The sequence below is a fragment of the Arthrobacter sp. FW305-BF8 genome (genome assembly GCF_021789315.1).
Classification (GTDB): Bacteria; Actinomycetota; Actinomycetes; order Actinomycetales; family Micrococcaceae; genus Arthrobacter.
Map to the genome: position 1 here is coordinate 4,629,127 of NZ_CP084561.1, position 26,226 is coordinate 4,655,352.

Consider the following 26,226-nt stretch of genomic DNA (forward strand, 5'->3'; position numbering starts at 1 on the left):
GGCCCCATGGAGCACACCTGCAGCGTCCGCCAGGCCGCCTTGGAGGACGCCGAGGTCCTGGCCCGGCTCCATTTGGAATGCTGGCGCGAAACCTACACCCACCTGCTGTCACCCGGCTTCATGGCCAGGCAAGGCGTGGAAGAGCGGCTGGCCATGTGGCGGCGCCTTCTGGCCGGCCCGCATGCCGGCCGGCAGTTCGTAGCGGACGACGCCGGGAAGCTGGTGGGGTTTGCCGGTTCGCTTCCGCCCGCGGAGGGGCTGAGGGAGCAGACCGAGCTCTGGGGCATCTATCTCCTCGCCTCGCACCATCACAGGGGGCTCGGCCAGGCCCTGCTCGAGGCTGCGATCGGGAACGAAGCGGCTGCGCTGTGGGTCGCCGAGGACAACCCCCGCGCCCAGGCCTTCTACCAGCGCAACGGCTTCGCCTTCACCGGCGCCAGGGACACGATCGAAGACTGGGAGGGGCTGGCCGAGGTCCGGATGGCCCGGCCTGCGGGGCTGGCGCGGCCTGCGGGGCTGGCGCGCCCGGCGGGTTAAGAGCCCTGCAGCCACACCATGTTCCAGGTGCCGGCCCACAGCGCGGCAGCCACGGCGCCGGCAGCGATCAGCACTCCGCCGAGCACCACCCAAGCGTCCAGCACGCTGTAAGTGGACGCGCGCGCCCAGGTCCGGCTGGCCCCGCCGAATCCGCGGGCTTCCATGGTCACGGCGAGGCGGGTGGCGCGGCGGATGGCCTGGACCAGGAGGCCGAAGCTCTGGCCCAGGGTGGCCCGCACCCGTTGCCACGGGTTGCCGCGCGATCCGACGCCGCGGGCGCGCCTGGCCATGCCGATGGTCTGCCATTCCTCGGCCATCAGTCCGACCAGCCGCATGGCAGCCAGGGTACCCAGCACAAAGCGGTGCGGCAGCCGTGCCTTTTGCGCCAGGGCGTCCGCGAGGTCGGTGGGATCAGTGCAGCTCATCAGCAGCACGGCGGGCAGGGCAATGGCCAGGCCCCGCAGCAGAAAACCCAGCCCCAGCTGAAGGGAACCTTCACTCATGGACCAGAGTCCGACGTCGAGCAGTATCCTTCCGCTGTCCGGCGACAGGATGGAGGTGCTCCAGCCGCCGACGGCCGCCGCGGCGATCAGGGGCCAGCCGCGCTGCCACAGCAGCGAGAACGTCAGCCCTGCCAGCGGGAAGGCCAGCAGTTCGCACACGAGAGCCACCGACGCCGACATCCAGTCGATGGACAGCGCCAAGACCAGGGTGATCAGGAAGACTGCCGCGAATTTGGCCAGCGGATTGGCGCGCGTCAGCACCGCCCGGTTTCCGGCAAGTGTCAGTGCGTCCCTCATGTTGCAGCCTGTTCTGATGCTGGCTCGGCGGGTTTGGGTTCAGCGGATCTTGGGTTGGCGGATCTGGGGTTGGCGCGCCGTCCCGCGGAGCCCAGCCGCAGCTCGGTGCCGCCGAGCACCTGGGTGAACTCCTCGTCGTGGGTCACGGACACCACGGCCGTGCCGGCATCGAGCAGTTCCGAAAGGAATGAGGCAAGCTCCGCCCAGGTGTTCGCGTCCTGGCCGAAGGTGGGCTCATCCAGGACCAGCACCTGCGGGTGCGCCGCCAGGACGGTGGCCACGGACAGCCTGCGTTTCTCCCCGCCGGAGAGCGTGTACGGGTTGGCGTCCACGAGATGCGAAAGGCGCAGCCGCTCCAGCAGCTCGTCGACGCGCTCTTCGCCGTGGCCCAGATGGCGGGGGCCGAACTGCAGCTCGTCCAAGACGCGGCCGGTGACGAACTGGTGTTCAGGTTCCTGGAACACCGTGCCGATCCGCGCGATCAGCTGCTCGGCTCTCCACTTGTACGGGTCAATACCCGCTCCGCCGCTCAGTTCAACCGTCGCGGAGACCTTGCCGCCCACCGGCGGCAATAGCCCGGCGAGGGTCAGCGCGAAGGTGGACTTGCCGGCGCCGTTGGGACCTGTGACGGTCAGCGCCTCGCCCGATCGGACCTGCGCTGTGACGTCACGCAGAACGGGCTCGGGGGGTACGGAGCGGAAGCCGCTGCGGCGTGGACGTTCCCGCGACACGGCAAGCCTCTCGGCCGCCAGCAGCAGCTGGCCGGCGCCATGTCCGGAGGACGGAAGAGCGCCGGCAGCCGAACGGCGCCGCGTCTCTGGAACGTAGCCGGGGACCCAGACGCCGGCGGCAGTGAGCATCCCGCGCGCCTGCTCGAGAACTTCGTCCGGGGTCCCGTCGATCAGCACCGCTCCGTCCGAGGCGGACCCCGGCTGCAGGACCACGATCCGGTCCACCAGGTCTTTCCAGGCAGCTACCCGGTGCTCCACCACCACCAGGGTGGCCCCGGTCTTGTCGAGGCAGCGGCCCACAGCGTCCCGGACTTCCAGGACGCCGTCCGGGTCGAGATTCGCGGTGGGCTCGTCCAGCAGGAGGAGTCCAGGCCGCATCGCCAGGATGCCGGCGAGCGCCAGGCGCTGCTTCTGGCCGCCGGACAGGGCCGACGTCGGGTGGTCCAGGGGAAGGTGCGAAAGTCCGACGTCGTCCAGCGCCTCGTGCACGCGGCGCCAGATCTCCTCGCGGGGCACCGACAGGTTCTCGGCGCCGAAGGCGACGTCGTCGCCGAGGCGCGAGAGCACCACCTGCGTTTCCGGGTCCTGCTGCATGAGCCCGGCGCGGCCGCGCCGGGAACGGGGCGGCGCGCCGTCGATCAGCAGCTCGCCGCTCTCGTCCGTGTCCTCACGGTCGGGAGTCCCGGCGTCGTCCGCGTCACTGTCCCCCAGCACGCCGGCCAGGGCGTGAAGCAGCGTGGACTTGCCGGCTCCGGAAGGGCCCAGCAGCATGACCCGCTCGCCGGGGCGGATGTCCAGGTCGAGGGCATGGACGGCCGGTTTGGTGCGGCCTGCGTGGCGCCAGCCCCAGCCGCGGGCGGTGACCGCGGCGGGGCGGACGCCGGCGTCGTCTGGTCCGGGCATCAGGAGAAGACGGGCTCCGTGGCTGCCTTCCGGGACGCGAAGGAACTCAGCACGCCCGTCTTGGCCAGGCCGCGGGCGGCGATCCAGGACAGGGCGCCGGCGATGACCGCGCCGGAAATGGCGCAGAACACGATGTATGCCAGCTTGTCGCCGGCGGCGTAGGCGATGTTCCAGCCCCAGGGGGCGAAGGAGTCGTTGAGCCCGCAGAACAGTCCTGCGCCTGCCCCTGCAAGCAGCGAGGCGGGCAGGTTGAACTTCTTGTAAGCGAAGGCGGCGAACACCAGCTCCGCCCCCAGGCCCTGCAGAACGCCGGAAATGAGCACCGTGGTGCCGTACTGCGAGCCCATGAGCAGCTCGCCGGTGGCAGCCACACCCTCACAGAACAGGGCCGCGCCGGGCTTGCGGATGATGAGCATCCCCAGGACCGCCGGAATCATCCAGCCGCCGGCGTAGAGGCCGGTCAGCGGAGGGTAGACGGCGTTGACCGGGGTGGAGATGAGGTTGGCGCCCTGGGACCAGGCCCAGAAGATGACGCCGCCGGCAACGGCGATGAGCGCCGCCACAACGATGTCCGCCACGCGCCAGCTGTAGCTGGTCTTCTTGATTGCTGCAGTTGTCATGATGGTCCTCCTGAGGAACAGGAGGGGAAAGCGTTCCCCCGGCTGCGGGTGGCTGGGCCTCGCGCTGCCGGGCACTCTGAGAACTCGACTCCCTTGCGCCGGTACTAGCCGGATCAGGTTCGAGGGTCTGCGGCTGTCCGCACTCTCAGCGCCCTTCCGCGGTTGCTCTGGCAGTTGCCTTTGCATCCCGACGGCGGCGCTCCCCTGTCGTGATAAATCTGCCCTTGTGGGCTGATCCAGTTTACACCTCGTCCGGCCATGAAATCGGGGGTCGCTGTCACAATGCCGGAGTTTACATGCGGCGTCGCGACGGCGGCCCGGAGTAGATTGGGGCCATGACGCAACAGGACTCGGGCACCGCCGCCTTGCCCGCCTTTGACCCCGATTCCTCCGCCGAACAGCCGGCGGGAGCCCTGGAAGCCATGATTGGGCAGATCGAAGGGGAGATTGCTGAACTCCAGTTCCCGAGGTTCAGTAAGGACGATGCCCTGGCGCTGGGCCTGGAACTGGTCGAACGGGGCAAGGAGGACAACCTGCCCATCGCCATCGACATCACCAAGGGGGAGCAGGTGCTCTTCCATGTGGCGCTCGAGGGCGCCACACCGGACAACGAAGGCTGGGTGCGGGCCAAACAGCGGACTGCCGTGCGCTACGAGGAACCGTCGCTGTTGGTGGGCCTGCGCGGCAGGGCCGGCGGCGGACGGATCGAGGACAACGCCTGGTTTGACCAGTCGACCTACGCTGCGCACGGCGGAGCCTTCCCCGTCTATGTGCGGGGTGTGGGGGCGGTGGCTGTGGTCACCGTGTCCGGGCTGCCGCAGAAGGCGGACCACGACCTCGTGGTGCAGGCGTTGCGGGAGATCCACCGCTCCATGCGGCTAGGCTAAGGAAAGACCAGTGTTCATCACGCGAGGAGTTCCGCAATGAGTTTCTTCATCAAACTGCTTGGCACAGGCATCAGCCTGCTGGCGGGGTTCGCCGGCACCAAGGCCGTCGACACCATCTGGGAAAAAATCACGGGCCGGAAGCCGCCCAAGGGCGACAAGGACGACGTCCCCACCACACTGCGCACGGCCCTCACGTTCGCCCTCGTGTCCGCCTCCGTGAGCGCGGTCATCCAGGTGCTGGCCAACCGAGGCACCCAGCGGGCCATTACCCGCTTCGCCAAGACACAGGACATTGTCTAGGCCTCCCTGCCGGGTCGCAGCTGTCAGGACCCACCACGCCGAGGCCCCCCACACGGGGTGGCTTGCCCGGCCGCCCCTTCTGGGCCGCGACCAGGTTTCCCAAAGCACGGCAGGCCATACTGCTTCTGTTCTGAATCTGGCAGTGCTGATGACCTCGGCCGGGCTCACAACAGCCGGACCCGGCACCGCAACCTGCGGCGCCGGGTCCTTTCGCATCCTGCCTCGGCGGCCCACCGCATGCCGCCTGGAGGCCTTGAGCACGGTCTCTACAAGAGCAGCGCGGGTCCCCCCACGGCACCGTAAGAAGCCTCGAATGCCAAGGTTTTTCCAACCCCGAACCCGAACGTTTTTCCAACCACCACGATTTTTAGTGGATGCCATCAGCGTCTTTACGAGGAGACAAAAATGGTATCTACACCACATTTCCTGTCAGCCCAGCGCCTGGCCCCCCGACATCGCGGCCCCAGCCCTGCGTCCCGCCGCCGCGGCATTGCTGCCGCAACTGCCGTCCTGCTTGCGGCAACAGGAGCAGGAGCCTCCCTAGCGGCAACCCAGGTAACCCAGACGAACACGAACAAGCTGACCGCCGTCGGACCTGTCAACACCGAGTACGGCTTCCCGTCCTGGTACGAAGACAGCAACAAGACCCGCGTCGAGCTTTGCCTGGACGCGGAGAACCCGCTCTGCGGTTTCCTGCCCGGGGACATCCCGGACGAGACCGCACCCATATCGTTCCCGGGCAACTTCCCGGAAGAGGCGTTCTACATGCTCTCCGGCTCCGAACTGACTCTTCCCGGCGGGGGCAAGGCCGTCCTGGTCCTCGGCCTGGAGGCGGCCTTCGCCAACACGGTCACCGAGGGGGACCAGGTCGTGTTCGGCCGCCAGCGCATCGTCGTCAAGGGCGCCCCGGCCAACACCACCCTGACCTTCCAGCACCCCTACGGCACCATCACCATCGATACCGACGGCTCCGGCGACGGCAAGCTCGTCGAAGACATCTCACCCGCAGCAGGCAACTTCAGCACAGCGCTGAAGAGCAACATCGGACCATTCCTGAAATGGGATCCCGCCACCGCCCCGGCAGCGCCCGAGGGGTACCTGGGAGACCCGGCCCAGGACCACACCGTCACCGGAAGCCCCACCGGCTACAACAAGTTCTCCGTAAACGGCGGCGGCCTGGCCCTGGAAACCGACCAGTTCACCGTGCAGGGCAAGATCTCCACCAACCAGGGCGTCAACACTGACAGCGCCGTCCTGAACGGCAACATGATCGACGTGTTCGCCAGCAGCGGCAACGGCGCCCAACTCCAGATCGACGGACAAGCCGGCACCTTCGAAACCACCCCCATGCTCAGCGACCCCGACACCGGACGCTACTACGCCCGCGTCCAGTTCACCGGCACCGCACCGACGTCGGTCAAGGTCACCAACATCGGCGACAAGCCCGCCAGCAGCAGCCAGATCAACGTCACCAAACCCAGCGGCCTCATGATCACCAAGGCCATCTACGACGGCACCAACCTGACCGTGGGTGCCACCTCCACCGCCGGCTACCCGCTCACCGTCACCGGGCTCGGCACCATGGAAGCATCAGCCACCGGAACCGGTGCCGAGAAATCCTGGCCGGTCAAAGCCCCGCCGGCCACCGTCACCGTGAAGACCCCCGAGGGCGGCACCGCTACCCTGCCGGTCACCATCTCCGGCGGCGCTGCAACGCCCGTCGGGCTGGATCCGGTCGCGCCCGCCCCGGACCCCGGACCCGTCGTCGACACCGGTACCGGGCCCGTAGCCGGCGAAACCCAGCCCGCCGCCGCGGTGGCGGCCGCCGCTTCCACCGCCATCACCCCCGGCGGAACCGTCCAGCTGGACGGCAGCACCTCCACCGGCGCCGCCAGCTACAAGTGGCTCCAAACCGGCGGCCCCAAAGTCGCCGTCTCCGGCGACACCACCGCCAAGCCAACCATCACCCTGCCGTTCTATGCCAAGAACACCGACACCGCTCCTTTGGCGGCCAGCACCAACGGCCCGGTTGTCATGCAGTTGATCGTCACGGACACGAACGGCATCGGCAGCGCCCCGGCAACAGTCAACCTCACGGTCCAGCCGGACACCGTAGCCGTCGCCGGCTCCCGGCACCGGCTCGGCACCGAACTTCGGGTCACGGGAACCTCGACACTGGCCGGCAACACCGCCGTCCTGGCCCCGGCCACCACCGTGGTCATCTACGACACCACACCCGGCCGGGCCGCCACCAAGATCGGCACAGCACAGGTGGACACCCTCGGCGCCTGGTCCTACCGGGCCAAGCCGGGACCGAACCGGCAGATCACCAGCGTCCTGGTCCAGTCCAGCCGCGGCGGCACCGCAACCGGGGTGCTCGCCACCCGGTAGATCCAGCGATCCGCCACTACAGGTCAGGCCCCGTCTGCACAGCAGACGGGGCCTGACCCGTTAAGGACGCGGTTCAGTCGTCGGCCTCTGATGCCCGGGCCGCCTTGGCGGCCTTCTGCACCACGGCCTCCAGCTCGTCTTTGCTGAGCAGCTCCTTGTGGAGGTGCTTGGTACGGTAGCCTGCGCGGCCTACCATATGGGCCGAAACGGGGACGGTGAGCAGCTGAAAAATCCAGGCCACCAGCAGCACCGGCCACACCCACCACGTCCGCAGCTGCAGGCCCACGGCCGCGAGCAGGAGGAACAGCCCGAGCACCTGGGGCTTCGTGGCGGCGTGCATGCGGCTCATCAGGTCGGGGAAGCGCAGCAGGCCGATGGCCGCGGCGAGGGACATCAGCGCGCCCACCACCATGAACACGGCCGAAACCGCGTCGATCACAGCGTCCACGATATTGGGTTCAGGGTTCACTGGGCTGCTCCCGCCTGTCGGCCACGAACCGGGCCACCGTCACCGAGCCGATGAAGCCGATAACGGAGATGGCAACCACGAGCATCAGGTTGTTCAGGTGCCGGTTCACGGCCATGTCGATGCACAGTGCCGCGCCGAGGATGGCCAGCAGCACGTCCGCTGCGAGGACCCGGTCCAGCAGCGACGGGCCGCGGCCGATGCGGATGATCGCACCCGCGGCGGCGAGGGCCAGCGCCACAGCCGTGACGGTGAGGACAAGCCCCATCATGCTCCAGCCTCCTGGTTCAGGGCGGCAAGCTCGTCCTTCGTTCCCATAATCCGGATGAGCCCCGCCTCGGTGTCCCTGACTTCTTTACGCAGTTTGAGGACGTCCTCCCCGTTCCTCACGTTCAGCCCGTGGATGTAGAGCGTGGAGGTGGACCTGTCCACCTCCACCACCAGTGATCCCGGAATCAGGGAGATCACGTGGCCGGTGGCCGTCACCATCAGGTCCGAATGGCTCCGCAACGGAACGGCGACGACGGCGTTGGTCACTTTGGGTCCTTGGGCCACCGCCAGGTAGAACACCTGGCAGCTGGCGGCTACCACCCGGCCGAGGAACGCCACTGCGAACGGAACGGCCCGCAGGACGTTGAAGCGTCCGCTCAGCTCCACCGGCGGCAGGTAGAACAGGCGCGCCACGGCAACGGCCAGGAGGGCGCCGAAGAGCAGGTTGCCCGGGCTGAAGTCCTGCCAGAGTGCTCCCCAGACGATGACCAGCCAGACCAGCAGCGGCAGTTCCTGCCGCAGGGACACCCTCCGCCGGCTCACTTTCCGCCTCCGCTCAGCGCCGCAGCCGGGACGGGCGCGGCGTCACCGAGCACCGCCTGGATGTAGGCGGACCTGTCCAGCATGGCCGCCGCGGACTGGTCCGCCACTTGGAAGAGCGGCCCGGCGAAGACGGTGAGCGCCACGCCCAGCACCACGAGGCCCAGCGTGGACCCCACCATGGTCCGCGGCAGCAGGCGCACCGCCGTCGCGCCGCTCTCGGGGGCTGGCACCGCCAGGAGCACCGGGTCGGGGTGCTCCGCGTCCTCGGCCTTGCGCCAGAACGCGCGGTTCCACACCCTGGCGACGGCCAGGAGGGTCAGGAGGCTCGTCAGCACGCCGCCGATCACCAGGGTGTAGGCCAGCGGGGTGCCCAGTCCGATGCCGGCCTGCATCAGGCCGAGCTTGCCCAGGAAGCCCGAGAACGGCGGGATGCCGGCAAGGTTCATGGCGGGAACGAAGAACAGCAGCGCCAGCAGCGGGGACAGTTTGGCCAGCCCGGCCAGCCGGTCCACCGAGGAGCTGCCGCCGCGGCGCTCAATGAGCCCGGTGACCAGGAAGAGGCTCGTCTGAATGGTGATGTGGTGCGCCACGTAGAACACGGCCGCCGCCAGTCCGGCCACGGAGGACATCGCCAGGCCGAACACCATGTAGCCGATATGGCTGACCAGGGTGAAGGACAGCAGACGCTTGATGTCACTCTGGGCGAGGGCGCCCAGGATGCCGACGATCATCGTCAGCAGCGCCACCACCATCAGCGGCGTGTTGAGGCTGTCCCCGGGGAACAGCAGGGTTTCCGTGCGGACCATGGCGTACACGCCCACCTTGGTCAGCAGGCCGGCAAACACCGCCGTGACCGGAGCCGGTGCGGTGGGGTAAGAGTCCGGCAGCCAAAAGGACAGGGGGAACACGGCGGCCTTAATGCCGAAGGCCACCAGCAGCATGACGTGCAGGAGCGTCCTGGTGCCCTGGTCCAGCTCCGAGAGCTTGATGGCCAGGTCCGCCATGTTGATGGTGCCCGTTGCGCCGTAGACCATCGCGATGGCTATCAGGAACAGCACCGACGACACCACCGAGACCACCACGTACGTGACGCCTGCGCGGATGCGCGGGCCCGTGCCGCCGAGGGTCATCAGCACGTAGCTGGCCGTCAGCAGGATCTCGAAGCCAACGTACAGGTTGAACAGGTCCCCGGAGAGGAACGCGTTGGAGACGCCGGCCACGAGGATCAGGTACGTGGGGTGGAAGATCGAGACGGGGGCGTCCTGGTCGCCGTCGGCCATGCCCTGCCCGGTGGCATACACCAGGACGGCGAGGCTCACAGCCGAGGACACCACGAGCATGAGCGAGGAGAACTGGTCCACCACCAGGACAATCCCCCATGGCGGCACCCAGCCGCCGATGTTCACCGCTGCGGTGCCGCCGTTCCAGACGGACGCCAGGAGCAGGCACTCCAGCAGAAGGGTGAGCGAGAGCAGGGCAATACTCACCGCGCGTTGCGCGCGGGAATGCCGGATCAGCACGAACGTCAGCGCCGCCCCCAGGATGGGAAGTACGACGGCGAGCGGGGCAAGGCTTGCCAGGTTCACTTCGTGCCACCTTCCGTGTCCGTGTCCGTGTCCGTGGTGAAGTTTGCGGAGCCGGGTTTCTCCTCCAGCGCCGCGTGCTCCGCCAGGAGCGTCCGCCCGCCTGCCTCGACGGTCGCCGCCGATTCGGCTGCGGCGGAACCGTCCGAGGCGAGCATGGGCAACGGGAACTCGGAGGTTTCCACGGGGATGACGGCGTCGTCCTCCGCGTCGAAGCTGGGGGTTTCGGCCACGCGGCGGTCCTCGATGTCGTCTTGGATGTCGTCCTGCCGGGCAAGCAGCCAGGTCCGGTAGATGATGCCCAGCATGAAGGCCGTGACTGCGAAGGAAATGACGATGGACGTCAGAATCAGTGCCTGCGGCAGGGGGTCGTTGTAGGACGCGGGGTCCGTGTCCTTGCTGAAGAAGGGAGCCAAGCCTGCGTAGCCGCCGGTGGCGAGGATCAGCAGGTTGGTGGCGTTGGCCAGCAGCATCAGCCCCAGCAGCACGCGCGTGAGGCTGCGTTCCAGGATCAGGTAGATGCCGCAGGCGTAGAGGGCGCCCATGACGGTCAGCAGGGTCAGGTTAACGGTCATGGCTTGCCGCCTTGGGTTGATCCGGCCGGAACGCCGGCGGGCACCTGGTTGCTGCCCTCGAAGCCTTCCTGCCCGGTACCCTCCTGCGCGTCCATCTGCAGGGGACGTTCCTCAAAGTGTTCGTCGATCTCGGCGCCAAGGCTGCGCAGCACATCCAGCACCAGGCCGACCACGACGATGTAGACCCCGGTGTCGAAAATCGTGGAGGTGACGAATTTGATGTCGCCAAAGACTGGAAGCCAGAACTCAATAATGGCGCTCTGGAACACCTGGCCGCCCAGCAGCACCGGCGCGGCACCGGACAACGCGGCGGTGGCCAGGCCGATTCCCAGGAGTGTGCCGGCGCTGATGGGGGTGGCTTCGTGCAGTTCGAAGCGGCCGCCCGCCAGGTAGCGCAGTGTGAGGGCCAGTCCGGCCATGAGTCCGCCCGCGAAGCCGCCGCCGGGGAGGTTGTGCCCGGCCAGCAGCAGGTAGAGCGAGAAGATGATCATAGAGTGGAAGACCAGCCGGGTGACCACTTCGAAGATGATGGAGCGGCGCTCCGGTGCCAGCGTGCGCCCGGCAACGAGCCACGGGTCCCGCGCGGCGGCCGCAAACTTGCGGGTCAGCGCCAGGGCGGCGCCGTCCCGCGATGATTTGTCCACGCCGTGGCGCCGGCCGACGGTCCCCTCAGCCACGGCGGACGCCGTGCGCAGCCGGTCCCCGCGGCCCCGGACGAAGATGAGGCTCGCCACGCCGGTCGCGGCGAGCGCCAGCACGGAGATTTCGCCGAAGGTGTCCCATGCTCGGATGTCCACCAGGGTGACGTTGACGATGTTGAGCCCGCCGCCGCCCTCGTAGGCCAGCTTCGGGAACTCGAGGGAGACGGGCGTGGCGATCCGGGCACCCATGGCGTGAATGGCGGCGAAGACCATGGTGGCGCCGAAGGACAGGCCGATGATCACGCGGACCACCCGGTACTTGCCGCCGGTGCGGTCGCGCAGCTCCGCAGGGAGGCTGCGCATGGCCAGCACGAACGCCACCAGGATGATTGTTTCCACGAGCATCTGCGTCAGGGCCAGGTCCGGGGCTCCCTGCAGCGCGAACATCAGGGCGATGCCGTAGCCGGTGACCGAAACCATGAGCACGGCAAGGAACCGCTTGTTGGCCCGAACGGCGGCGAGCGCCCCGATCACGATCCCGGCACCTGCCACCAGCTGCAGTGGCGAGTTGGGGTCGACGAAATACAGCCCTTCGGGAAGCGGCTTGTTCGCGGCGATCAGGGCGGACAGGGGCAGGACGAAGGCGACGCTGAGGATCACGGCCAGGTAGAAGTACAGCGAACCGCGCTGCGTGCGTCCGGTGATCCACACGGCGACGTCGTCCAGGGCACCGATGGTCAGCTGATAGCCGCGGTCGGCGTCGAACCAGGGCGGGATGGCACTCTGGATCCGGTCCACCAGCCCGCGTCCGTAGAACATCGCCGCGCCGGCGGCGAACGTGATGGCGGTCAGCCCTAAGGCTGGGGTCAGACCGTGCCACAGCGCCAGGTGCCCGGCGGCACCTGCCGCGGAGCCGGCGTCGGACGTTCCTTCCGTAAGCTGCGTTCCCCCGGTAAAAAGGGCCGCGTACGGCTGGATCCAGGCGTCCACGGGCGCCGGCCACAGGCCGTACACGATGGTGAGGACGCTCAGGGCTGCCGGTGCTGCCAGGAAGGAGGGGCGAATGGCCTTGAACGGGGTGCGCTCTACGCCCGGCTTCACCGCGAAGGCTCCCCACATGAAGCGCGCGCTGTAGGCGAAGGTCAGCACGGAGCCGAGCACCACGCCCGTCAGGACCACTGCGCCCCAGGGGCCGTGACCGGCCGCTGCAGTGAAGTGCACGAACGCCTCGAGCACCGACTCCTTGGCGACGAAGCCGCCCAGCAGCGGGATGCCGGCCATGGATGCGGCGCCGATGCCGGCAACGATGCCGAGGGCACGGGAGGAGCGGAAAACGCCCGAGAGCTTGCGGATGTCGCGTGTGCCCGACTGGTGGTCGATGATGCCCACCACGAGGAAGAGGGTTGCCTTGAAGAGCCCGTGCGCGAGCAGCATGGCCAGGCCGGCGAGGGCGGCGTCGGGCTTTCCGAGACCCACCACCATGGTGATGAATCCCAGCTGGCTCACGGTGCCGTAGGCCAGGATGAGCTTGATGTCCGTCTGGCGCAGGGCCCGGTAGCCGCCCACCAGCATCGTGGCCAGGCCGAGCCCGAGGACCATCGGCAGCCAGTAGGCAGTGTCGGTGAAGCCCGGGGCTAGGCGGGCCACGATGTACACGCCGGCCTTCACCATGGCGGCGGCGTGCAGGTACGCACTCACGGGAGTTGGTGCTGCCATGGCGCCCGGAAGCCAGAAGTGGAACGGGACCAGCGCGGACTTGGTCACCGCGCCGACCAGGATGAGGACGACGGCGGCGCCCACGGCTCCCGCTGCCGGCCCCGAAACCAGCTGCGGTGCCTGTTCGAGAACGGCGGAGATCCGGTACGTGCCGGCGCTGGCACCGAGCATGATCAGGCCAACGAGCATGGCCAGGCCGCCGGCGGTGGTGACCATGAGGGCCTGCAGCGCGGAGCGGCGGGCCGCCAGCCTTGTCCGTGCATAGCCGATCAGGAGGTAGGACAGGACGGTGGTGAGTTCCCAGAAGATGAACATCATGAGCAGGTCGTCCGCGGTGACCAGGCCGAACATCGCCCCGGCGAACGCCAGCAGCTGCGCGCCGAACCCGCCGAGGTAGCTGTCCTTGTCCTTGAAATACCGCGCGCAGTACACCAGCACCAGGGCGCCCACGCCGAGGACCAGCAGGGACATGACCCACGCCAGGGCGTCCATGCGGAAGGCGAATTCGATGCCGAGGCCCGGGATCCACGGGACAGTTTCTGCGGGCGAGCCGTTTTCTGCTGCGCCGGTTTTCCCGGGAGACCCGGTGCCGTAGACGGCGGCGTGCTGGAACAGGAGCCAGACGAATGAACCGGCCGGGACCGCGGCGAGCGCATAAAACGAGTTACGGCCGAACTTCCGGAAGACGAACGGCGCCACAGCGGCCACCGCGAAGTGCACGGCAAGGACTGTGATCACTGGTATCTCCGCAAAGTCAGAATTCGGTTATCAAAAGTTGGAGCTGGCGGTCATTCGTTGGGTTCGGTTCCGACAGTTTATCAAGGGGGTACTGACAGTTTTCCCCGCGACGGCCGGGCGCAGGGTAAGTTTCGCGAGTTCGCGGGAGGGTTGCGGGTCCCTGTTCGCCACGGGCGGATAGCATCGGCCTATGAACTCCGCAGCCGCATCCGAGGCAACGCAGCCGCCGTCGGAACTTGAAGCAGGGCCGCAGGCGTCCAGCAAGGGCCGCGTTCTGGCCTGGGCAGCCTGGGACTGGGGGTCCGCGGCGTTCAACGCCGTCATGACGACGTTCGTCTTCACCGTCTACCTGACCTCCCAGGCGTTCGGCGGCGAAGACCAGGCGTCGGCGGTGCTCGGCGGGGCCCTGGCCGTAGCAGGTGCGGCCATCGCCCTGCTCGCGCCCGTCACGGGTCAGCGGTCCGATACCGGGGGCCGCCGCAAGTTCTGGCTGGGACTCAACACGGCCGCCGTCGCGATCCTGACAGCACTGTGCTTCTTCGTCTTTCCCCGGCCCGAGTTCCTCCTGCTGGGAGTGTCCCTGATCGCCCTGGCCAACGTGTTCTTCGAGTTCGCCGGCGTGAACTACAACGCCATGCTGGCGCAGATTTCGACGCCGGGGAACATCGGCAAGGTCAGCGGGTTCGGCTGGGGCATGGGCTACCTGGGCGGCATCGTGGCCCTGCTCATCGTGCTCCAGCTTTTCGTGCAGCCGCGCTTCGAGTGGTTCGGTGCCTCCACGCAGGACAGCCTCAACATCCGGCTGGTGGCCGTATTCTCAGCCCTGTGGTTCGTCATCTTCGCGCTGCCGGTCATGTTCGCCGTTCCGGAGCTGCCCAAGCCGAAGCGGGCCGCAAGCCTCGGGTTCCTTGCCTCGTACGGGCTGCTGGCCCGCAGGATCAAGGCGATCTACCGGACCAGCCCGCACACCATCTTCTTCCTGCTCGCCAGCGCCATCTTCCGGGACGGGCTGGCGGCGGTCTTCACCTTCGGCGGGATCATCGCGGCCGGGACCTTCGGCTTCGAACTGCCGCAGGTCATCTTCTTCGCTATATTCGGCAACATTGTGGCGGCCGCAGGCGCGATCATCGGTGGTTTCCTGGACGACAGGGTGGGGCCCAAGGCCGTGATCATCGGCTCCCTCACCGGCCTGCTGGTCGCCGGAACAGTCATCCTGGTGCTGGGCAACGGCAACCACACGCTCTTCGGGGTGCCGTGGTCAGGGGCCACGACGTTCTGGGTTTTCGGCCTGTTCCTTTGCCTGTTTGTTGGGCCGGCGCAGTCCTCGTCCCGCGCATATCTGGCCCGGCTGGCGCCGCAGGGCGAATCCGGTGAGCTCTTTGGCCTGTACGCGACCACCGGCCGTGCCGTCAGCTTCCTCGCCCCGGCCCTGTTCACGCTGTGCATCACCGTCGCCACTCCCCTGGTGTCTCAGGGGGACGCGCAGCGCTGGGGCATCTTGGGCATCATGGTGGTGCTGTTCGCCGGGCTGCTGGTCCTCCTGCCGGTCAAGGCCCCGAGCGACGCCGAGATCGCCGTCGTCCCGCAGTCCTAGCCCGCCCGGCATCGAGCGCGCGCACGGGCCTTTAAGCCTTCCGCAGGGCGCACAGTTTCAGCCGAAATCGCGGGTTCGCAGACTAGGCTGATGTTATGAACGTGGAAGAGACGGACCTCCCGGGTTTGGGCCGGCGCAAGGACTTCATGACAGCATCCGGCCGGCGTATCGGGGTGGTGGAACTCCGCGAAGGCCAGACCGAACTTTTCGTCTCCACGTGGGATGACCCGGACACCTGCCAGGCCTCGATACCGCTAACCGGCGACGAGGCGGCAACGCTGGGGAATCTGCTCGGCGGCCAGCACCTCGCGATGAAGCTGACGGAGGCGCACAGGGAAGTGCCGGGGATCACCACGAGGCAGTTCTCCATCGCCGCGGATTCCCCGTTCCAGAACCAGCCCATGGGCAAGGCCTGCATCCGCACCCGGTGCGGTGTTTCGATTGTGGCGATCATGCGTGAAGGTGAGGTGGTCCCGTCGCCGGGTCCCGACGTCCTCCTTCACCCCGGTGACCTGCTGGTCGCTGTCGGCACGCAAGAAGGCCTGGACGCTGCGGCCGACATCCTGCGCAACGGCTGACCGTCATGGACCGCGTGGCCCTGACGCTCATCGAACTGGGGGCAGTCGTGTTCTGCCTCGGCCTGCTGGCGAGGCTGGCGGGCCGGATCGGGATGTCCCCCATTCCGCTGTACCTGGTGGGTGGATTGTGCTTCGGCGCGGGCGGCGTGGTGGAACTGAGCGGGATGAAGGAGTTTTCCCACCTGGCGGGTGAGATCGGGGTCATCCTGCTCCTGCTTATGCTCGGTCTGGAATATACGGCCACCGAACTTGTGACCGGCCTTCGCCGATCGTGGAAAGCCGGGATCCTCGACTTCGTCCTGAATTTCGTCCCCGGGGCTGCCCTCGCTGCCCTGCTCGGCTGGGGAGTGGTCGGCGCCATGGTTATGGGCGGGGTTACGTATATATCGTCATCGGGCATTGCGGCCAAGGTCATCACGGACCTTGGCCGTATCGGTAACAGGGAAACTCCGGTTGTGCTCTCGATCCTGGTTTTCGAGGACCTGGCGATGGCGGTTTACCTGCCAATCCTCACCGCCACGCTCGCCGGGGTCAGCTTCCTGGGCGGCATGCAGACCGTGGGCGTCTCGCTGGCTGTTGTCACCGTGGTGCTGCTGGTGGCCCTGCGGCACGGACACCACGTCTCCAAGGCCGTGCACAGCGAGAATTCGGAAGTCTTCCTGCTCAACCTGCTCGGCGCCGCACTGCTCGTGTCTGGCGTGGCGGCGGCCCTCCAGGTGTCCGCCGCGGTGGGCGCCTTCATGCTCGGCATCGCCATCTCCGGCGCCACGGCCCACAGCGCTACGCGGATCCTCGAGCCGCTGCGTGACCTCTTCGCCGCCATCTTCTTCGTGGCGTTCGGGCTCAACACCGACCCCTCTTCCATCCCGCCGGTGCTGGCGTGGGCGCTTGTCCTTGCAGTCCTCACCGCCGCCACCAAGATCATCACCGGAGCATGGGCCGCCAAGCACGCAGGGATCGCACGTCCGGGCCGCTTCCGCGCCGGAGCCGCGCTGATAGCACGCGGCGAGTTCTCCATCGTCATCGCAGGCCTAGCCGTGACCTCCGGGGTGGTGTCGGACGAGCTCGCCGCCCTGGCCACAGCCTACGTCCTGATCATGGCGGTCCTCGGCCCGTTGGCCGCCCGCTACATCGAGCCGGTCGTCAAGAAGTTCTCCCGCCCGGCGCGGCCGGAGCCGGTCCCGGCTTAGGTTTTGTTCGAGCGGGACCGCTTCGAGTTCGTCCGCGGCGTTCGTCGAGACGTGAGATCTCGACGCTTCCGAGGCCGCTAAGCGACGAGATCTCACCTCTCGGCGCGCCACCCGCACCGCACCAACGCGTCCAGCACACGCTGAGCGCACCCGTCGAAGCCCCATGTCCTGACCTGCGACGCCGTGATGGTCACCGAAGTCCAGCCGGTCGCCGCGATGGATTCGTCCCGGCGGATGTCTGATTCACGCTGGCGGGGTTCAAGATGGTGTCTGCCGTCGTAATTCACTGCCACTTTGAATTCGGGAAAGGCCTGGTCCGGCCACGCCAATTCCCAGCCAGTTTCATCCGTGACCACGTAACCCAGCTTCGGTTCGGGGAGGCCCAGCCTGCCCAGTGCCAGCCGAAGCCGGGTTTCGGGCGCCGAGTCCGAGCCCACCCTGGCCAGTCCCAGCGCTCTCTTGGCCTTGCGGATTCCCCGCGCACCGCTACGGCCCTCCACCTGCTGCCGCAGATCGGCCAAGGAACACAGGGCGAATTTCCGTGGGCCAAAGCTTCGGGACTGGCTGCAGATGAAGAAATCAGCTGCAACCACCAGATCCTCGAGCTCAAGGATGGCGGCGAGATCCAGCCATGTCCGCGCCGGGCTCGTGACCGGAACGCCGTCGAGCTCCGTGACGTCGGCACCGAGCAAATCTAGCCGGTGGCCGGCCACACCCTTCCGCACGGGCCGGTTTCCGCCGTCGAACCTCGCCAAATGCACCCGAAAGTCAGTCTGGACGCTCCACGGAAGCGGGCATCGCCACAAGCGGCCGGCGGTACCGAGGCAGCAGGCGGATGACGGACACAGCCTGGAAAGCAGCCGGCAGGTGTGCGCAAAGTCCTGTTCGATGCCCCACGGCACGCGCACCCCACGGCTCGCCACCCGAAGGTCGCTGCGCCAGGCGCGCTGCGCGGCAACACCCGCAGAACGTTGCTCGTCGAGGGTGAAGGACCGGCCCGCGAGCTGGCCAGGCAATGGCGACGGCTTTCTCATGGGCCATTGTGTGCACGTCCGGGCCGGGCCCCTGCGGTTATCCCCAGTGTGGAGGAGAGGTGACCAGAGCGCCCCTGCCGTCGAGACGTGAGATCTCGACGCTTTCCAGGCCGCTAAGCGACGAGATCTCACCTCTCGGCGCGCAGCGCCCCGGGCGCTAAATGTCCGTGCGGTGGAAGTTCAGGTGGCTCCGGCTCGCGGTGGGCCCGCGCTGGCCCTGGTAGCGGTTGCCGTACTCGCCGGAGCCGTAGGGATACTCGGCAGCGGAGGTCAGCCGGAAGAAGCAGAGCTGGCCGATTTTCATGCCGGGCCAGAGCTTGATGGGCAGCGTGGCCATGTTGGACAGTTCCAGCGTGACGTGTCCGGAAAAGCCGGGGTCGATGAAGCCGGCCGTGGAGTGCGTCAGCAGGCCGAGGCGGCCCAGTGAGGACTTGCCCTCAAGGCGGGCGGCGATGTCATCCGGCAGCGAGACGGTCTCGTACGTGGAGCCGAGCACAAACTCGCCGGGGTGCAGGATGAACGCCTCGCCCTCCTCCACCTCCACCAGCCGGGTCAGGTCGGGCTGATCCTCGGCGGGGTCGATGTGGGCGTATTTGTGGTTGTCGAAGAGCCGGAAGAAGCGGTCGATCCGGACATCCACCGAGGACGGCTGGACCATCGCGGCGTCGAACGGATCGAGGACGATCCGTTCGGAATCAATTTCGGCACGAATGTCGCGGTCAGAGATCAGCACACCCTCAAAAATACCATTGCAGAAATACCGTCGCCGCTCCCCTGCCCGGCCACACTGGCAACGCCCACGGTCAATGCCTGGACCAGTAAGCGCGCCCCGGAGCGATCACCTGGAGTTTTTGTGCAGATATTGGCCGCAAAAGGCCCTTCAACTCGCGATATCTGGACAAAAACTCAAGGGGAAGAGCGGGGTCTCAGTCCGCCGTCGTCCGTCCTTCGATGACGCCCGGCAGCTTCTCGAGCTGCCGCACCGCCGCCCTGAGCCGGCCCCGATATGCCGGGCGGACAAAGCTCCAGAAACTCTTGGAGGGGGCCTCCAGTGCGAACCGCACCCGGGTTCCGGCGCTCTCGGTGCTGAGGTAGAAACCGCCGCGCAGGAGCGACGGGCCGGACACCACCTGGAACTGGATTTCGGCGCCGGGCCGCGCCTGGGTGATTTGGTAATCGCGAGCCACGGGGCGGCCCCTCGGACCATCCATGGTCACCTGGTACCCGGCCCCCACGCTGCCTGCGCTTCCCGAACTGAGCCCTACGCTCCGGACATCGGTCTGCCACCTCGGTAGATTGGCACCGTCCAGGAGGAACGCGTAGACCGTCATGGCGTCGCGCGCAACGAGGACCTCGTGTTCTGCACCTGCCATGGGGATCCTTATCCGACGTCGGGCTCTGCCTTGCGTAGCCCGTTCCCCTGTACTGCAACTACCGAGATTCAGGATAGTCACATGCGCCGGCCCGCGGCCGCGCACCGCCCGGGCCTTTACCGAACAGTTACGGGAGCCTCCCTGGCTGGGTTTGCCGACGCGCCCCGAGCCGGATCCCAGATGGCCGGCGACGCCGCACAACTGCGCTAAGCTAGGTTCTGCCCCGGGCAGTTTCCGGTGCGACTGCGGCTGTAGCTCAATGGTAGAGCGCTAGCTTCCCAAGCTTGATACGCGGGTTCGATTCCCGTCAGCCGCTCCAAGCCTCCCTTGAATGCACCGCCTCTGGCGTCACGCCGCCCGGCGCACCACCCGCAGCAGTCCCCGCCGGTTACGCAGGTCCACCTCCAGGGTCAGCTTACCTTTGCGGGCAAGCACGACGGCGACAGTCGCCGCCGCGAGCGCCGGCACCCCTCCCGCCACCAGCAGGCCGGCGTGCGGATCCACATGCTCGGCGATGAACCCGATCATGGGTCCGCCGAGGGCCTGGCCGCCGATCAGCACCATGATGTACAGGCTCATTACGCGGCCGCGGATGCCCATGTTGGAGCTGGTCTGCACCAGCTGGTTGGACGCAGTGAGGAACATCAGGCACCAGAACCCGGACAGCACCAGGGCGGCGCCGAAGAGTGGCAGGGTGGGCACGGAGGCGGAAAGGCACAGCATCAGCCCGTACATGCCGGCGGCCAGGACAACGGACCGCAGCCGCAGCTGCCTCCGCCTGGTGGAGGCAACCGCACCGGTCAGCGCACCGAGTGCCACAAGCGCATTCAGCATCCCGTAGCCGCCCGCGCCGATTCCGTACACGCGGTCCGCGAACGCGGCGAGCAGCACCGGCAGGCTCATGGCGAACACTGAAATGAAGCCCACCATGAGCCACGGCCAGTAGATGGTGGGCTTGCTCAGCGCGTACCGCAGCCCCTCCCGCAGCATGCCTTTGGACTTGGGCGCCGGCTTGCTAACGAACAGCTCGTCGCGCCGCAGCAGCAGGAGCATGGCCACGGTGGAGCAGCAGGCCACGGCGTTGGCGGCGAAGGCCCACCCGGCGCCGACGGCGGTCAGCAGCACCCCGGCGATTGCCGGACCGATCAGGCCGCCCAGCTGGAACGTCGTCGAGTTCACGCTGATGGCGTTGCGCAGATACCGGGGCCCCACCAGTTCATGGACGAACACCTGCCGGGCCGGCTGGTCCAGCACTGTGACGAGGCCAAGTACCAGCGCGATGACGTAGACATGCCAGACCTGGATCATCCCGCTGAGCGCCAGGGCGGCGAGCGCTGCGGCGAGGACAGCCGCAGCCGACTGACACAGAATGAGGATTTTGCGCTTGGAGAACCGGTCCACGATCATCCCGCCCCACGGTCCCAGCAGAAGCGATGGCAGGAACTGCAGCGCCACGGTGAACCCGACGGCGGTGACGGAGCCGGAGAGCTGGAGCACCAGCCAGTCCTGGGCGATCCGCTGCATCCAGATGGCTATGACGGCAATGAAGTGGCCCATGGCGAAGAGACGGAAGTTGGGAACCCGGAGTGAGATGAAGGTGTGACGCCACGGAAGGCGTTCACTGACGACGGCGACGGGCTGGGTGACGGTGGCCAGTGGCGGCGGTGGGGGTGTCACAGGAGTTCCTCAGGTCAGCGGGCCGGCGGGGATGCCCTCAACGCTATGGCGCACACCTTCAATTGTGGAAGACTATTGCTCCTATAACTATCATTGCCCAACGTAATGACTGCCCGGCGGAAGGAGGACGCATGTTCGAACCGGCCCAGCTCAGGTCCTTCCTGGCCGTTGCCGAAACGTTGAGCTTCACCAAGGCAGCAGAACGCCTGGGCCTGGCCCAGCCGACGGTTAGCCAGCACGTCCGCAAGCTCGAGGTCGCGGCCAAGCGGAGGCTCATCAGCCGGGACACGAGGGACGTCAGGCTGACGGACAACGGCGATGCCATGGCCGGCTTCGCCCGCAGCATCCTCGCGGCCCACGATGCCGCGGCCCGCTACTTTTCCGGCTCCGCCATGCGCGGGCGGCTGCGCTTCGGAACCGCGGACGACCTCGCGATCACCGGCCTGCCGCGCATCCTGCGCGAGTTCCGGCAGATCTACCCGCAAATCAACCTTGAGCTCACCGTCGGCCAGAGCGACCAGCTGTACAAGCGCCTTAATTCCGGCCAGCTGGACCTCGTGTTCGTGAAGTGGGTTGCCGGCGCGAAGGACGGCACTGTGGTCCAGCACGACACCTTTTCCTGGGTAGGACTCGAACAGACCGCACTCGAGCCGGGCCATCCGGTGCCGCTGATCGCCTATCCCGCACCCAGCCTGAGCCGCAAGCTTGCCATCGACGCGCTCGAATCCGTGGGCCGGACCTGGCGCATCACGTGCACCACCAAGCAGATCAGCGGCGTTCTGGCGGCAGTCCGCGCCGGCATCGGGGTGGCCGTGATGCCGTCCTCACTGGTGCCCGAGGACCTGAAAATCATCACCCGCCGCTTCGAACTGCCGCCGGTGGGCGACGTCGATTTCACGCTGATCAGGAACCCGCTGGCGAACGCCGCAGTCATCGACGCCCTGACCCAGGCCATCATGGGAAGAACCCTCAAGAAGCCTGTTTGAGCCAGCCGGGACCGGGGTACGGAAGCAAAATGATTGATAACGGTTCGCAGCTGGCCTATGCTGTGACTGTTGCGGTCATGCAGCGGCCGATAACACGCACAGGTTTCGATAACGAACATGCTTGGTAATGACGCCCGCGTGTTCGGGATAGGTACGCCGTGACCACAGCCGCAAACCCCCGCTATACCCGCCACTCCATGCCCCTGGACGCCGAATATGTCGGCCAGCCCAACTGCGAAAAATGCGGAACAGACGAGTTCATCTACCTTGAGTCTTTCGTGCCGCCCAAGCACCGCCAGGACGGCAGCGTCCGGAAACTGGGCGAAGTCGCGTACACCTGCACGCGCTGCGAGGACTTTTCCGCACACAGCGTTCCCGCGTCGTGGGCTCCACCCGGCTGGTATCTGGGCTAAGCAGCAAACACAACAGAACGGGCGGGCGCCTTATGGGTGCCCGCCCGTTCTGCTGCCTGCCCCGCTGGATCAGCGAGACTCTAGGTCAGCAAGACTCTAGATCAGCAAGACTCTAGATCAGTGCATCGGAGAGGTGGTTCGGCGTGCCGAACCGGTGCGCCGTGATGCTGACAGCCTGCTCGTGCAGGAACGGCAGCAGCTCAATACGGCCGGCTTCCGTCACCTCGTGGGCGTAGATGGCGAGGTCCGGACGGCCGCCGGTCGCCTCGGCCAGGTCAGCTGCGGAGCCGCCGATCAGGCGGATGCGTCCGCCGGACAGCTTGCCCGCCGCGGCGAGACGTCCCGCGGATGCCAGCCACTCGGCGTCGTTCTCCACCGTCACGGCGATGTCCAGCCCGGTGAGCACGGAACGCAGCTGGGCCGGAAGCTCGACGCCGGAGGAGACAGTGAGCGGGGCAGCGGCCAGCACGCCGGCGCCTACTGTCCGGACGAGGGCCCGGAGGGACCCGCCGTCGGACAGCCGGACGGTGACCGGCAGCGCACGGTAGCGGAAAATGTTCCGCTCTGCGCTCAGGCCCGAGACGTCCTTGGCGGTGCCGAATTCGTCCGCCCAGGCAAGGGCGTCGGAACCGAGCGCCCGCTGGAGGGCCTCAACGTCAGCAGTGCTGAGTTCGCCCTTCACGGCGTCCACGAGCCGCTGCACCCGGCGGTTGGCGATGCCCGCCGAAGCGCCCTGGGTGCTCTCGGTGCTGGTCCAGTCACCAAGGCCGGCGAGGTAATTGGGGCCGCCCGCCTTGGTGCCGGCGCCAACTGCCGACTTCTTCCAGCCGCCGAACGGCTGGCGCTGCACGATGGCACCGGTGATGCCGCGGTTGATGTAGAGGTTGCCGGCCTGGATGGTGTCCAGCCACAGCCCCAGCTCATCCGTATTAAGGGAATGCAGACCGGCGGTCAAGCCGTACTCGATCTGGTCCTGGATGGCGATGGCCTCTTCCAGGGTGTCCGCGGTCATGACGCCGAGGACGGGACCGAAGAACTCGGTCAGGTGGAAGTAGGATCCGCGCTTGACGCCGTAACGCACGCCCGGGCTCCAGAGCCGGCCGGTCTCGTCCAGCTTCTTGGGCTCAACGGCCCAGTTCTCGCCCTCGCCGAGGGTGGTCAGCGCGTTGAGCAGCTTACCCTTCGCCGGCTCAATGATCGGGCCCATCTGGCTGGTGGGGTCCTCCGGGTAACCAACCTTCAGGGAGGTGACGGCGTCGATCAGCTGGTTGTGGAACCGCTTGGACTTGGCAACCGAGCCCACCAGGATCACCAGGGAGGCGGCGGAGCACTTCTGTCCGGCGTGGCCGAAGGCCGAGTAGGCAACGTCCTTCGCGGCCAGGTCCAGGTCCGCGCTCGGGGTGACGATGATGGCGTTCTTGCCGCTGGTCTCCGCGAGCAGCGGCAGGTCCTTGCGGAAGGAGCGGAACAGCTCGGCGGTCTCGTAGCCGCCGGTCAGGATCACGCGGTCCACGGCCGGGTGGGAGATCAGCTGCTGGCCGAGCTCGCGTTCGCCCAGCTGGACCATGGTGAGCACGTCGCGGGGCACGCCGGCTTCCCACAGCGCCTCAATCATCACGGCACCGCTGCGGCGGGCCTGCTTGGCAGGCTTGATCACGACGGCGGAGCCGGCGGCGAGTGCCGCGAGCGTGGAACCGGCGGGGATGGCCACCGGGAAGTTCCACGGCGGGGTGACCACGGTGAGCTTCGCCGGAACGAAGGTGGCGCCGTCAACCTGGTCCAGCTTGCGGGCGGACTCGGCGTAGTAGTGGGCGAAGTCCACGGCCTCGCTGACCTCGGGGTCGCCCTGGTCGATGGTCTTGCCGGTCTCGCTGGCCATGACCTCAAGCAGGTCGGCGCGGCGGGCCTCGAGGGCGTCGCCGGCGCGGTGCAGGATCTCGGCACGCTCGGCGCCGGACAGCGCACCCCATGCCTTGCCCTTTTCGACGGCCGTGGCAATCACGGTGTTGAGGGTGTCCGCGTCGGTGATGGTGGCGGCTTCAACGGAGGCGTTGCCCAGGGTCGACGCCGCGACGCGGTCCAGGATGGCCCGGCCCCAGTCGCGGTTGGCCGGCAGGGACGGGTCCGTGTCCGGAGTGTTGTGGAAGCCGGTGCGGGGCATCAGCTCTGCCGGCTGGCTGCGGTTCTGCAGGCGATTGGGCGGCGGCACCTCGTCGTCGAGCTCTTCCAGGGAGGACAGGAAGCGCTGCTTTTCGCGTTCGAAGAGCCCCTCGTTTTCGCTGAGTTCGAAGACGGCCGACATGAAGTTTTCCTGGCTGGCACCCTCTTCGAGGCGGCGGATCAGGTAGGCGATGGCGACGTCGAATTCGGCCGGGTGCACCACAGGCGTGTAGAGCAGCAGGGAGCCGACGTCCTTCTTAACCGCCTCAGCCTGGCCCTGTGCCATGCCGAGCAGCATCTCGAATTCGATACTCTGCTGTGCGGTATCCGCGATGCCGCGCTGCTTGGCCAGCAGCCAGGCGAAGGCAATGTCGAACAGGTTGTGCCCGGCGACGCCGATGCGGATGTTGCCGATCCGGTCCGGGTGCAGCGCGTAGTTGATGACGCGCTTGTAGTTGATGTCCGAGTCCAGCTTGGTGCCCCACGTGGCCAGCGGCCAGTCGTGCAGCGAGGCTTCTACCTGCTCCATGGGAAGGTTGGCGCCCTTGACCACGCGGACCTTGATGGCCGCGCCGCCGTCAGCGCGGCGCGCGGCAGCCCATTCCTGCAGCCGGATCATGGCGGCGAGGGCGTCCGGGAGGTAGGCCTGGAGCACGATGCCGGCTTCCAGGTTCTTGAACTCGGGCTTGTCCAGGATCCGGGTGAAGACCGCGATGGTCATGTCCAGGTCCTTGTACTCCTCCATATCCAGGTTGATGAACTTGTTCTTTTGCCCGGCGGCGGAGTAGGAAGCGGCGCGGGCGAACAGTGGCGTGAGCTTCTCGACGACGTGCTCCACGGCCTCGTCGAAGGCCCAGGCCGAGTGCGGGGCCACAGTGGAGGACACCTTGATGGAAACGTAATCCACGTCCGGGCGGGCCAGCAGGGTGTGCGTTCCCTCGAGCCGGCGTGAGGCCTCGTGCTCACCGAGCACGGCCTCGCCGAGCAGGTTCACGTTGAGCTTGATGCCGTCCTTGCGGATCTTGGCGATGGCCGGGCCCAGCTTGGAGTCGGTGGCGTCAACGATGAGGTGGCCCACCATTTCGCGGAGGACCTTGCGGGCCACAGGGATGACAACCTGCGGCAGGACCGGTGCCATGCGACCGCCCAGCTGGACAGCGCTGCGCATGTACCAGGGCAGGAAGGCGGGAACCTTCGGGGCGAGGGCGGCGAGGTTGCGGGCGGCGACGTTCAGGTCCTCGGGACGGACCACGCCGTCGACGAAGCCCACGGTGAAGTCCAGCCCGTTCGGGTCCTTCAGGACGCCGGCGAGCTGCTCTGCGGAAGCGTCCACGGGCATCTTGGCGGCTTCGGTCAGCCAGCGGCGAACGAGGGCAATTGCGTCAGTGGCCAGGGCGGTCGCTTCGGCGACGTCGGACCCTGCCGAGGGGGTGGCGACGGCGCCGGCTGCAGCGGCGTCCTTGCCTGCCTGCACGCGGTGATCCGTGGCGGTGTTGGTCATGGCTTTCCTCGTTCTTTCA

Annotated in this window: 23 protein-coding genes, 1 tRNA gene and 1 riboswitch; of the genes, 10 read left to right on the top strand and 14 right to left on the bottom strand. The window is 67.5% G+C overall.

Going from position 1 to position 26,226, the window contains the following annotated elements:
* The first annotated feature begins 6 nt into the window (after positions 1-6).
* Positions 7-537, top strand: coding sequence for a GNAT family N-acetyltransferase (locus LFT45_RS21020; protein WP_236805623.1), 531 nt, complete (start codon positions 7-9; stop codon positions 535-537).
* Here LFT45_RS21020 and LFT45_RS21025 read toward each other — a convergent pair.
* From LFT45_RS21025 to LFT45_RS21035, 3 genes are read right to left on the bottom strand one after another with little or no spacing between them, the layout of a single operon-like run.
* Positions 534-1,337, bottom strand: a complete 804-nt coding sequence (locus tag LFT45_RS21025) for an energy-coupling factor transporter transmembrane component T family protein (protein WP_236805624.1) — start codon at positions 1,335-1,337, stop codon at positions 534-536. The two genes, LFT45_RS21020 and LFT45_RS21025, sit on opposite strands and share 4 nt — an antisense overlap.
* The gene (locus tag LFT45_RS21030; RefSeq protein WP_236805625.1) at positions 1,334-2,971 is read right to left on the bottom strand and encodes an ABC transporter ATP-binding protein; all 1,638 of its coding nucleotides are present in this window, start codon (positions 2,969-2,971) and stop codon (positions 1,334-1,336) included. Before LFT45_RS21030 ends, LFT45_RS21025 begins: the two co-directional genes overlap by 4 nt.
* Complete coding sequence (locus LFT45_RS21035; protein WP_190605597.1) at positions 2,971-3,591, bottom strand: ECF transporter S component; 621 nt, start codon at positions 3,589-3,591, stop codon at positions 2,971-2,973. Before LFT45_RS21035 ends, LFT45_RS21030 begins: the two co-directional genes overlap by 1 nt.
* 72 nt (positions 3,592-3,663) lie before the next feature.
* Positions 3,664-3,807: riboswitch (TPP riboswitch) on the bottom strand.
* 119 nt (positions 3,808-3,926) lie between these two features.
* Between LFT45_RS21035 and LFT45_RS21040 the strand changes: the two genes are divergently transcribed.
* From LFT45_RS21040 to LFT45_RS21050, 3 genes are all read left to right on the top strand, one after another.
* Positions 3,927-4,478, top strand: coding sequence for a heme-degrading domain-containing protein (locus tag LFT45_RS21040; protein WP_236805626.1), 552 nt, complete (start codon positions 3,927-3,929; stop codon positions 4,476-4,478).
* A gap of 36 nt (positions 4,479-4,514) precedes the next feature.
* On the top strand, positions 4,515-4,778 hold the full coding sequence (locus LFT45_RS21045) for a DUF4235 domain-containing protein (RefSeq protein ID WP_102973435.1): 264 nt from the start codon (positions 4,515-4,517) through the stop codon (positions 4,776-4,778).
* Between the two features lie 405 nt (positions 4,779-5,183).
* Positions 5,184-7,169: a hypothetical protein gene (locus LFT45_RS21050; RefSeq protein ID WP_236805627.1), complete on the top strand. Its 1,986-nt coding sequence runs from the start codon at positions 5,184-5,186 to the stop codon at positions 7,167-7,169.
* 73 nt (positions 7,170-7,242) lie between these two features.
* On the opposite strand, the gene mnhG is transcribed toward LFT45_RS21050, so the two are convergent.
* Genes mnhG through LFT45_RS21080 form a run of 6 tightly spaced genes read right to left on the bottom strand, consistent with a single transcriptional unit; the run spans position 7,243 to position 13,701 of the window.
* Positions 7,243-7,581: a monovalent cation/H(+) antiporter subunit G gene (gene mnhG, locus LFT45_RS21055; protein ID WP_442863634.1), complete on the bottom strand. Its 339-nt coding sequence runs from the start codon at positions 7,579-7,581 to the stop codon at positions 7,243-7,245.
* Positions 7,582-7,627: 46 nt separating this feature from the next.
* Entirely contained in the window at positions 7,628-7,906 is a 279-nt protein-coding gene (locus LFT45_RS21060) for a monovalent cation/H+ antiporter complex subunit F (RefSeq protein ID WP_236805629.1), read from the bottom strand.
* Positions 7,903-8,448 carry a Na+/H+ antiporter subunit E gene (locus LFT45_RS21065; protein ID WP_236805630.1) on the bottom strand — a complete coding sequence of 182 codons (546 nt, stop codon included), beginning with the start codon at positions 8,446-8,448 and terminating at the stop codon, positions 7,903-7,905. Before LFT45_RS21065 ends, LFT45_RS21060 begins: the two co-directional genes overlap by 4 nt.
* The gene (locus LFT45_RS21070; RefSeq protein ID WP_236805631.1) at positions 8,445-10,034 is read right to left on the bottom strand and encodes a Na+/H+ antiporter subunit D; all 1,590 of its coding nucleotides are present in this window, start codon (positions 10,032-10,034) and stop codon (positions 8,445-8,447) included. Before LFT45_RS21070 ends, LFT45_RS21065 begins: the two co-directional genes overlap by 4 nt.
* Positions 10,031-10,606, bottom strand: a complete 576-nt coding sequence (locus LFT45_RS21075) for a Na(+)/H(+) antiporter subunit C (protein ID WP_236805632.1) — start codon at positions 10,604-10,606, stop codon at positions 10,031-10,033. Before LFT45_RS21075 ends, LFT45_RS21070 begins: the two co-directional genes overlap by 4 nt.
* Positions 10,603-13,701, bottom strand: coding sequence for a Na+/H+ antiporter subunit A (locus LFT45_RS21080; protein WP_236805633.1), 3,099 nt, complete (start codon positions 13,699-13,701; stop codon positions 10,603-10,605). The genes LFT45_RS21075 and LFT45_RS21080 overlap by 4 nt, the downstream gene beginning before the upstream one ends.
* 190 nt (positions 13,702-13,891) lie before the next feature.
* On the opposite strand from LFT45_RS21080, the gene LFT45_RS21085 reads away from it, so the two are divergent.
* The 3 genes from LFT45_RS21085 (at position 13,892) to LFT45_RS21095 (ending at position 17,063) form a co-directional block, all read left to right on the top strand.
* On the top strand, positions 13,892-15,295 hold the full coding sequence (locus tag LFT45_RS21085) for an MFS transporter (protein WP_236805634.1): 1,404 nt from the start codon (positions 13,892-13,894) through the stop codon (positions 15,293-15,295).
* 95 nt (positions 15,296-15,390) lie between these two features.
* Positions 15,391-15,873 carry a cation:proton antiporter regulatory subunit gene (locus tag LFT45_RS21090; RefSeq protein ID WP_190605578.1) on the top strand — a complete coding sequence of 161 codons (483 nt, stop codon included), beginning with the start codon at positions 15,391-15,393 and terminating at the stop codon, positions 15,871-15,873.
* Positions 15,874-15,878: 5 nt separating this feature from the next.
* The gene (locus LFT45_RS21095) at positions 15,879-17,063 is read left to right on the top strand and encodes a cation:proton antiporter (RefSeq protein WP_236805635.1); all 1,185 of its coding nucleotides are present in this window, start codon (positions 15,879-15,881) and stop codon (positions 17,061-17,063) included.
* 92 nt (positions 17,064-17,155) lie between these two features.
* Here the strand turns inward: LFT45_RS21095 and LFT45_RS21100 are convergent, their stop codons facing one another.
* The 3 genes from LFT45_RS21100 to LFT45_RS21110 form a co-directional block, all read right to left on the bottom strand.
* Positions 17,156-18,097, bottom strand: a complete 942-nt coding sequence (locus LFT45_RS21100) for a hypothetical protein (protein WP_236805637.1) — start codon at positions 18,095-18,097, stop codon at positions 17,156-17,158.
* A gap of 157 nt (positions 18,098-18,254) precedes the next feature.
* Complete coding sequence (gene dcd / locus LFT45_RS21105) at positions 18,255-18,830, bottom strand: dCTP deaminase (RefSeq protein ID WP_111902374.1); 576 nt, start codon at positions 18,828-18,830, stop codon at positions 18,255-18,257.
* Positions 18,831-19,023: 193 nt separating this feature from the next.
* Positions 19,024-19,470 carry an SRPBCC family protein gene (locus tag LFT45_RS21110; RefSeq protein ID WP_236805642.1) on the bottom strand — a complete coding sequence of 149 codons (447 nt, stop codon included), beginning with the start codon at positions 19,468-19,470 and terminating at the stop codon, positions 19,024-19,026.
* Positions 19,471-19,715: 245 nt separating this feature from the next.
* Between LFT45_RS21110 and LFT45_RS21115 the strand changes: the two genes are divergently transcribed.
* Positions 19,716-19,789: transfer RNA gene (locus LFT45_RS21115), tRNA-Gly, on the top strand.
* 29 nt (positions 19,790-19,818) lie between these two features.
* Here LFT45_RS21115 and LFT45_RS21120 read toward each other — a convergent pair.
* Positions 19,819-21,147: an MFS transporter gene (locus LFT45_RS21120; protein WP_236805643.1), complete on the bottom strand. Its 1,329-nt coding sequence runs from the start codon at positions 21,145-21,147 to the stop codon at positions 19,819-19,821.
* Between the two features lie 131 nt (positions 21,148-21,278).
* On the opposite strand from LFT45_RS21120, the gene LFT45_RS21125 reads away from it, so the two are divergent.
* Both LFT45_RS21125 and LFT45_RS21130 read left to right on the top strand, forming a co-directional pair.
* Positions 21,279-22,133, top strand: coding sequence for a LysR family transcriptional regulator (locus LFT45_RS21125; protein ID WP_236805649.1), 855 nt, complete (start codon positions 21,279-21,281; stop codon positions 22,131-22,133).
* Positions 22,134-22,291: 158 nt separating this feature from the next.
* Positions 22,292-22,546 (top strand): hypothetical protein, encoded by a 255-nt coding sequence (locus tag LFT45_RS21130; protein WP_236805650.1) that lies wholly within the window; start codon positions 22,292-22,294, stop codon positions 22,544-22,546.
* 112 nt (positions 22,547-22,658) lie between these two features.
* On the opposite strand, the gene LFT45_RS21135 is transcribed toward LFT45_RS21130, so the two are convergent.
* Entirely contained in the window at positions 22,659-26,207 is a 3,549-nt protein-coding gene (locus LFT45_RS21135) for a bifunctional proline dehydrogenase/L-glutamate gamma-semialdehyde dehydrogenase (protein ID WP_236805652.1), read from the bottom strand.
* Between the last annotated feature and the right edge of the window lie 19 nt (positions 26,208-26,226).

Coding starts and splice junctions, on each gene's coding strand:
- LFT45_RS21110 (WP_236805642.1), bottom strand. CDS start 19,470: ATGGCAGGTGCAGAACACGAGGTCCTCGTTGCGCGCGACGCCATGACG.
- LFT45_RS21085 (WP_236805634.1), top strand. CDS start 13,892: ATGAACTCCGCAGCCGCATCCGAGGCAACGCAGCCGCCGTCGGAACTT.
- LFT45_RS21095 (WP_236805635.1), top strand. CDS start 15,879: ATGGACCGCGTGGCCCTGACGCTCATCGAACTGGGGGCAGTCGTGTTC.
- LFT45_RS21035 (WP_190605597.1), bottom strand. CDS start 3,591: ATGACAACTGCAGCAATCAAGAAGACCAGCTACAGCTGGCGCGTGGCG.
- mnhG (WP_442863634.1), bottom strand. CDS start 7,581: ATGGTGGTGGGCGCGCTGATGTCCCTCGCCGCGGCCATCGGCCTGCTG.
- LFT45_RS21030 (WP_236805625.1), bottom strand. CDS start 2,971: ATGCCCGGACCAGACGACGCCGGCGTCCGCCCCGCCGCGGTCACCGCC.
- LFT45_RS21135 (WP_236805652.1), bottom strand. CDS start 26,207: ATGACCAACACCGCCACGGATCACCGCGTGCAGGCAGGCAAGGACGCC.
- LFT45_RS21100 (WP_236805637.1), bottom strand. CDS start 18,097: ATGAGAAAGCCGTCGCCATTGCCTGGCCAGCTCGCGGGCCGGTCCTTC.
- LFT45_RS21025 (WP_236805624.1), bottom strand. CDS start 1,337: ATGAGGGACGCACTGACACTTGCCGGAAACCGGGCGGTGCTGACGCGC.
- LFT45_RS21020 (WP_236805623.1), top strand. CDS start 7: ATGGAGCACACCTGCAGCGTCCGCCAGGCCGCCTTGGAGGACGCCGAG.
- LFT45_RS21075 (WP_236805632.1), bottom strand. CDS start 10,606: ATGACCGTTAACCTGACCCTGCTGACCGTCATGGGCGCCCTCTACGCC.
- LFT45_RS21040 (WP_236805626.1), top strand. CDS start 3,927: ATGACGCAACAGGACTCGGGCACCGCCGCCTTGCCCGCCTTTGACCCC.
- LFT45_RS21090 (WP_190605578.1), top strand. CDS start 15,391: ATGAACGTGGAAGAGACGGACCTCCCGGGTTTGGGCCGGCGCAAGGAC.
- LFT45_RS21045 (WP_102973435.1), top strand. CDS start 4,515: ATGAGTTTCTTCATCAAACTGCTTGGCACAGGCATCAGCCTGCTGGCG.
- LFT45_RS21125 (WP_236805649.1), top strand. CDS start 21,279: ATGTTCGAACCGGCCCAGCTCAGGTCCTTCCTGGCCGTTGCCGAAACG.
- LFT45_RS21060 (WP_236805629.1), bottom strand. CDS start 7,906: ATGATGGGGCTTGTCCTCACCGTCACGGCTGTGGCGCTGGCCCTCGCC.
- LFT45_RS21050 (WP_236805627.1), top strand. CDS start 5,184: ATGGTATCTACACCACATTTCCTGTCAGCCCAGCGCCTGGCCCCCCGA.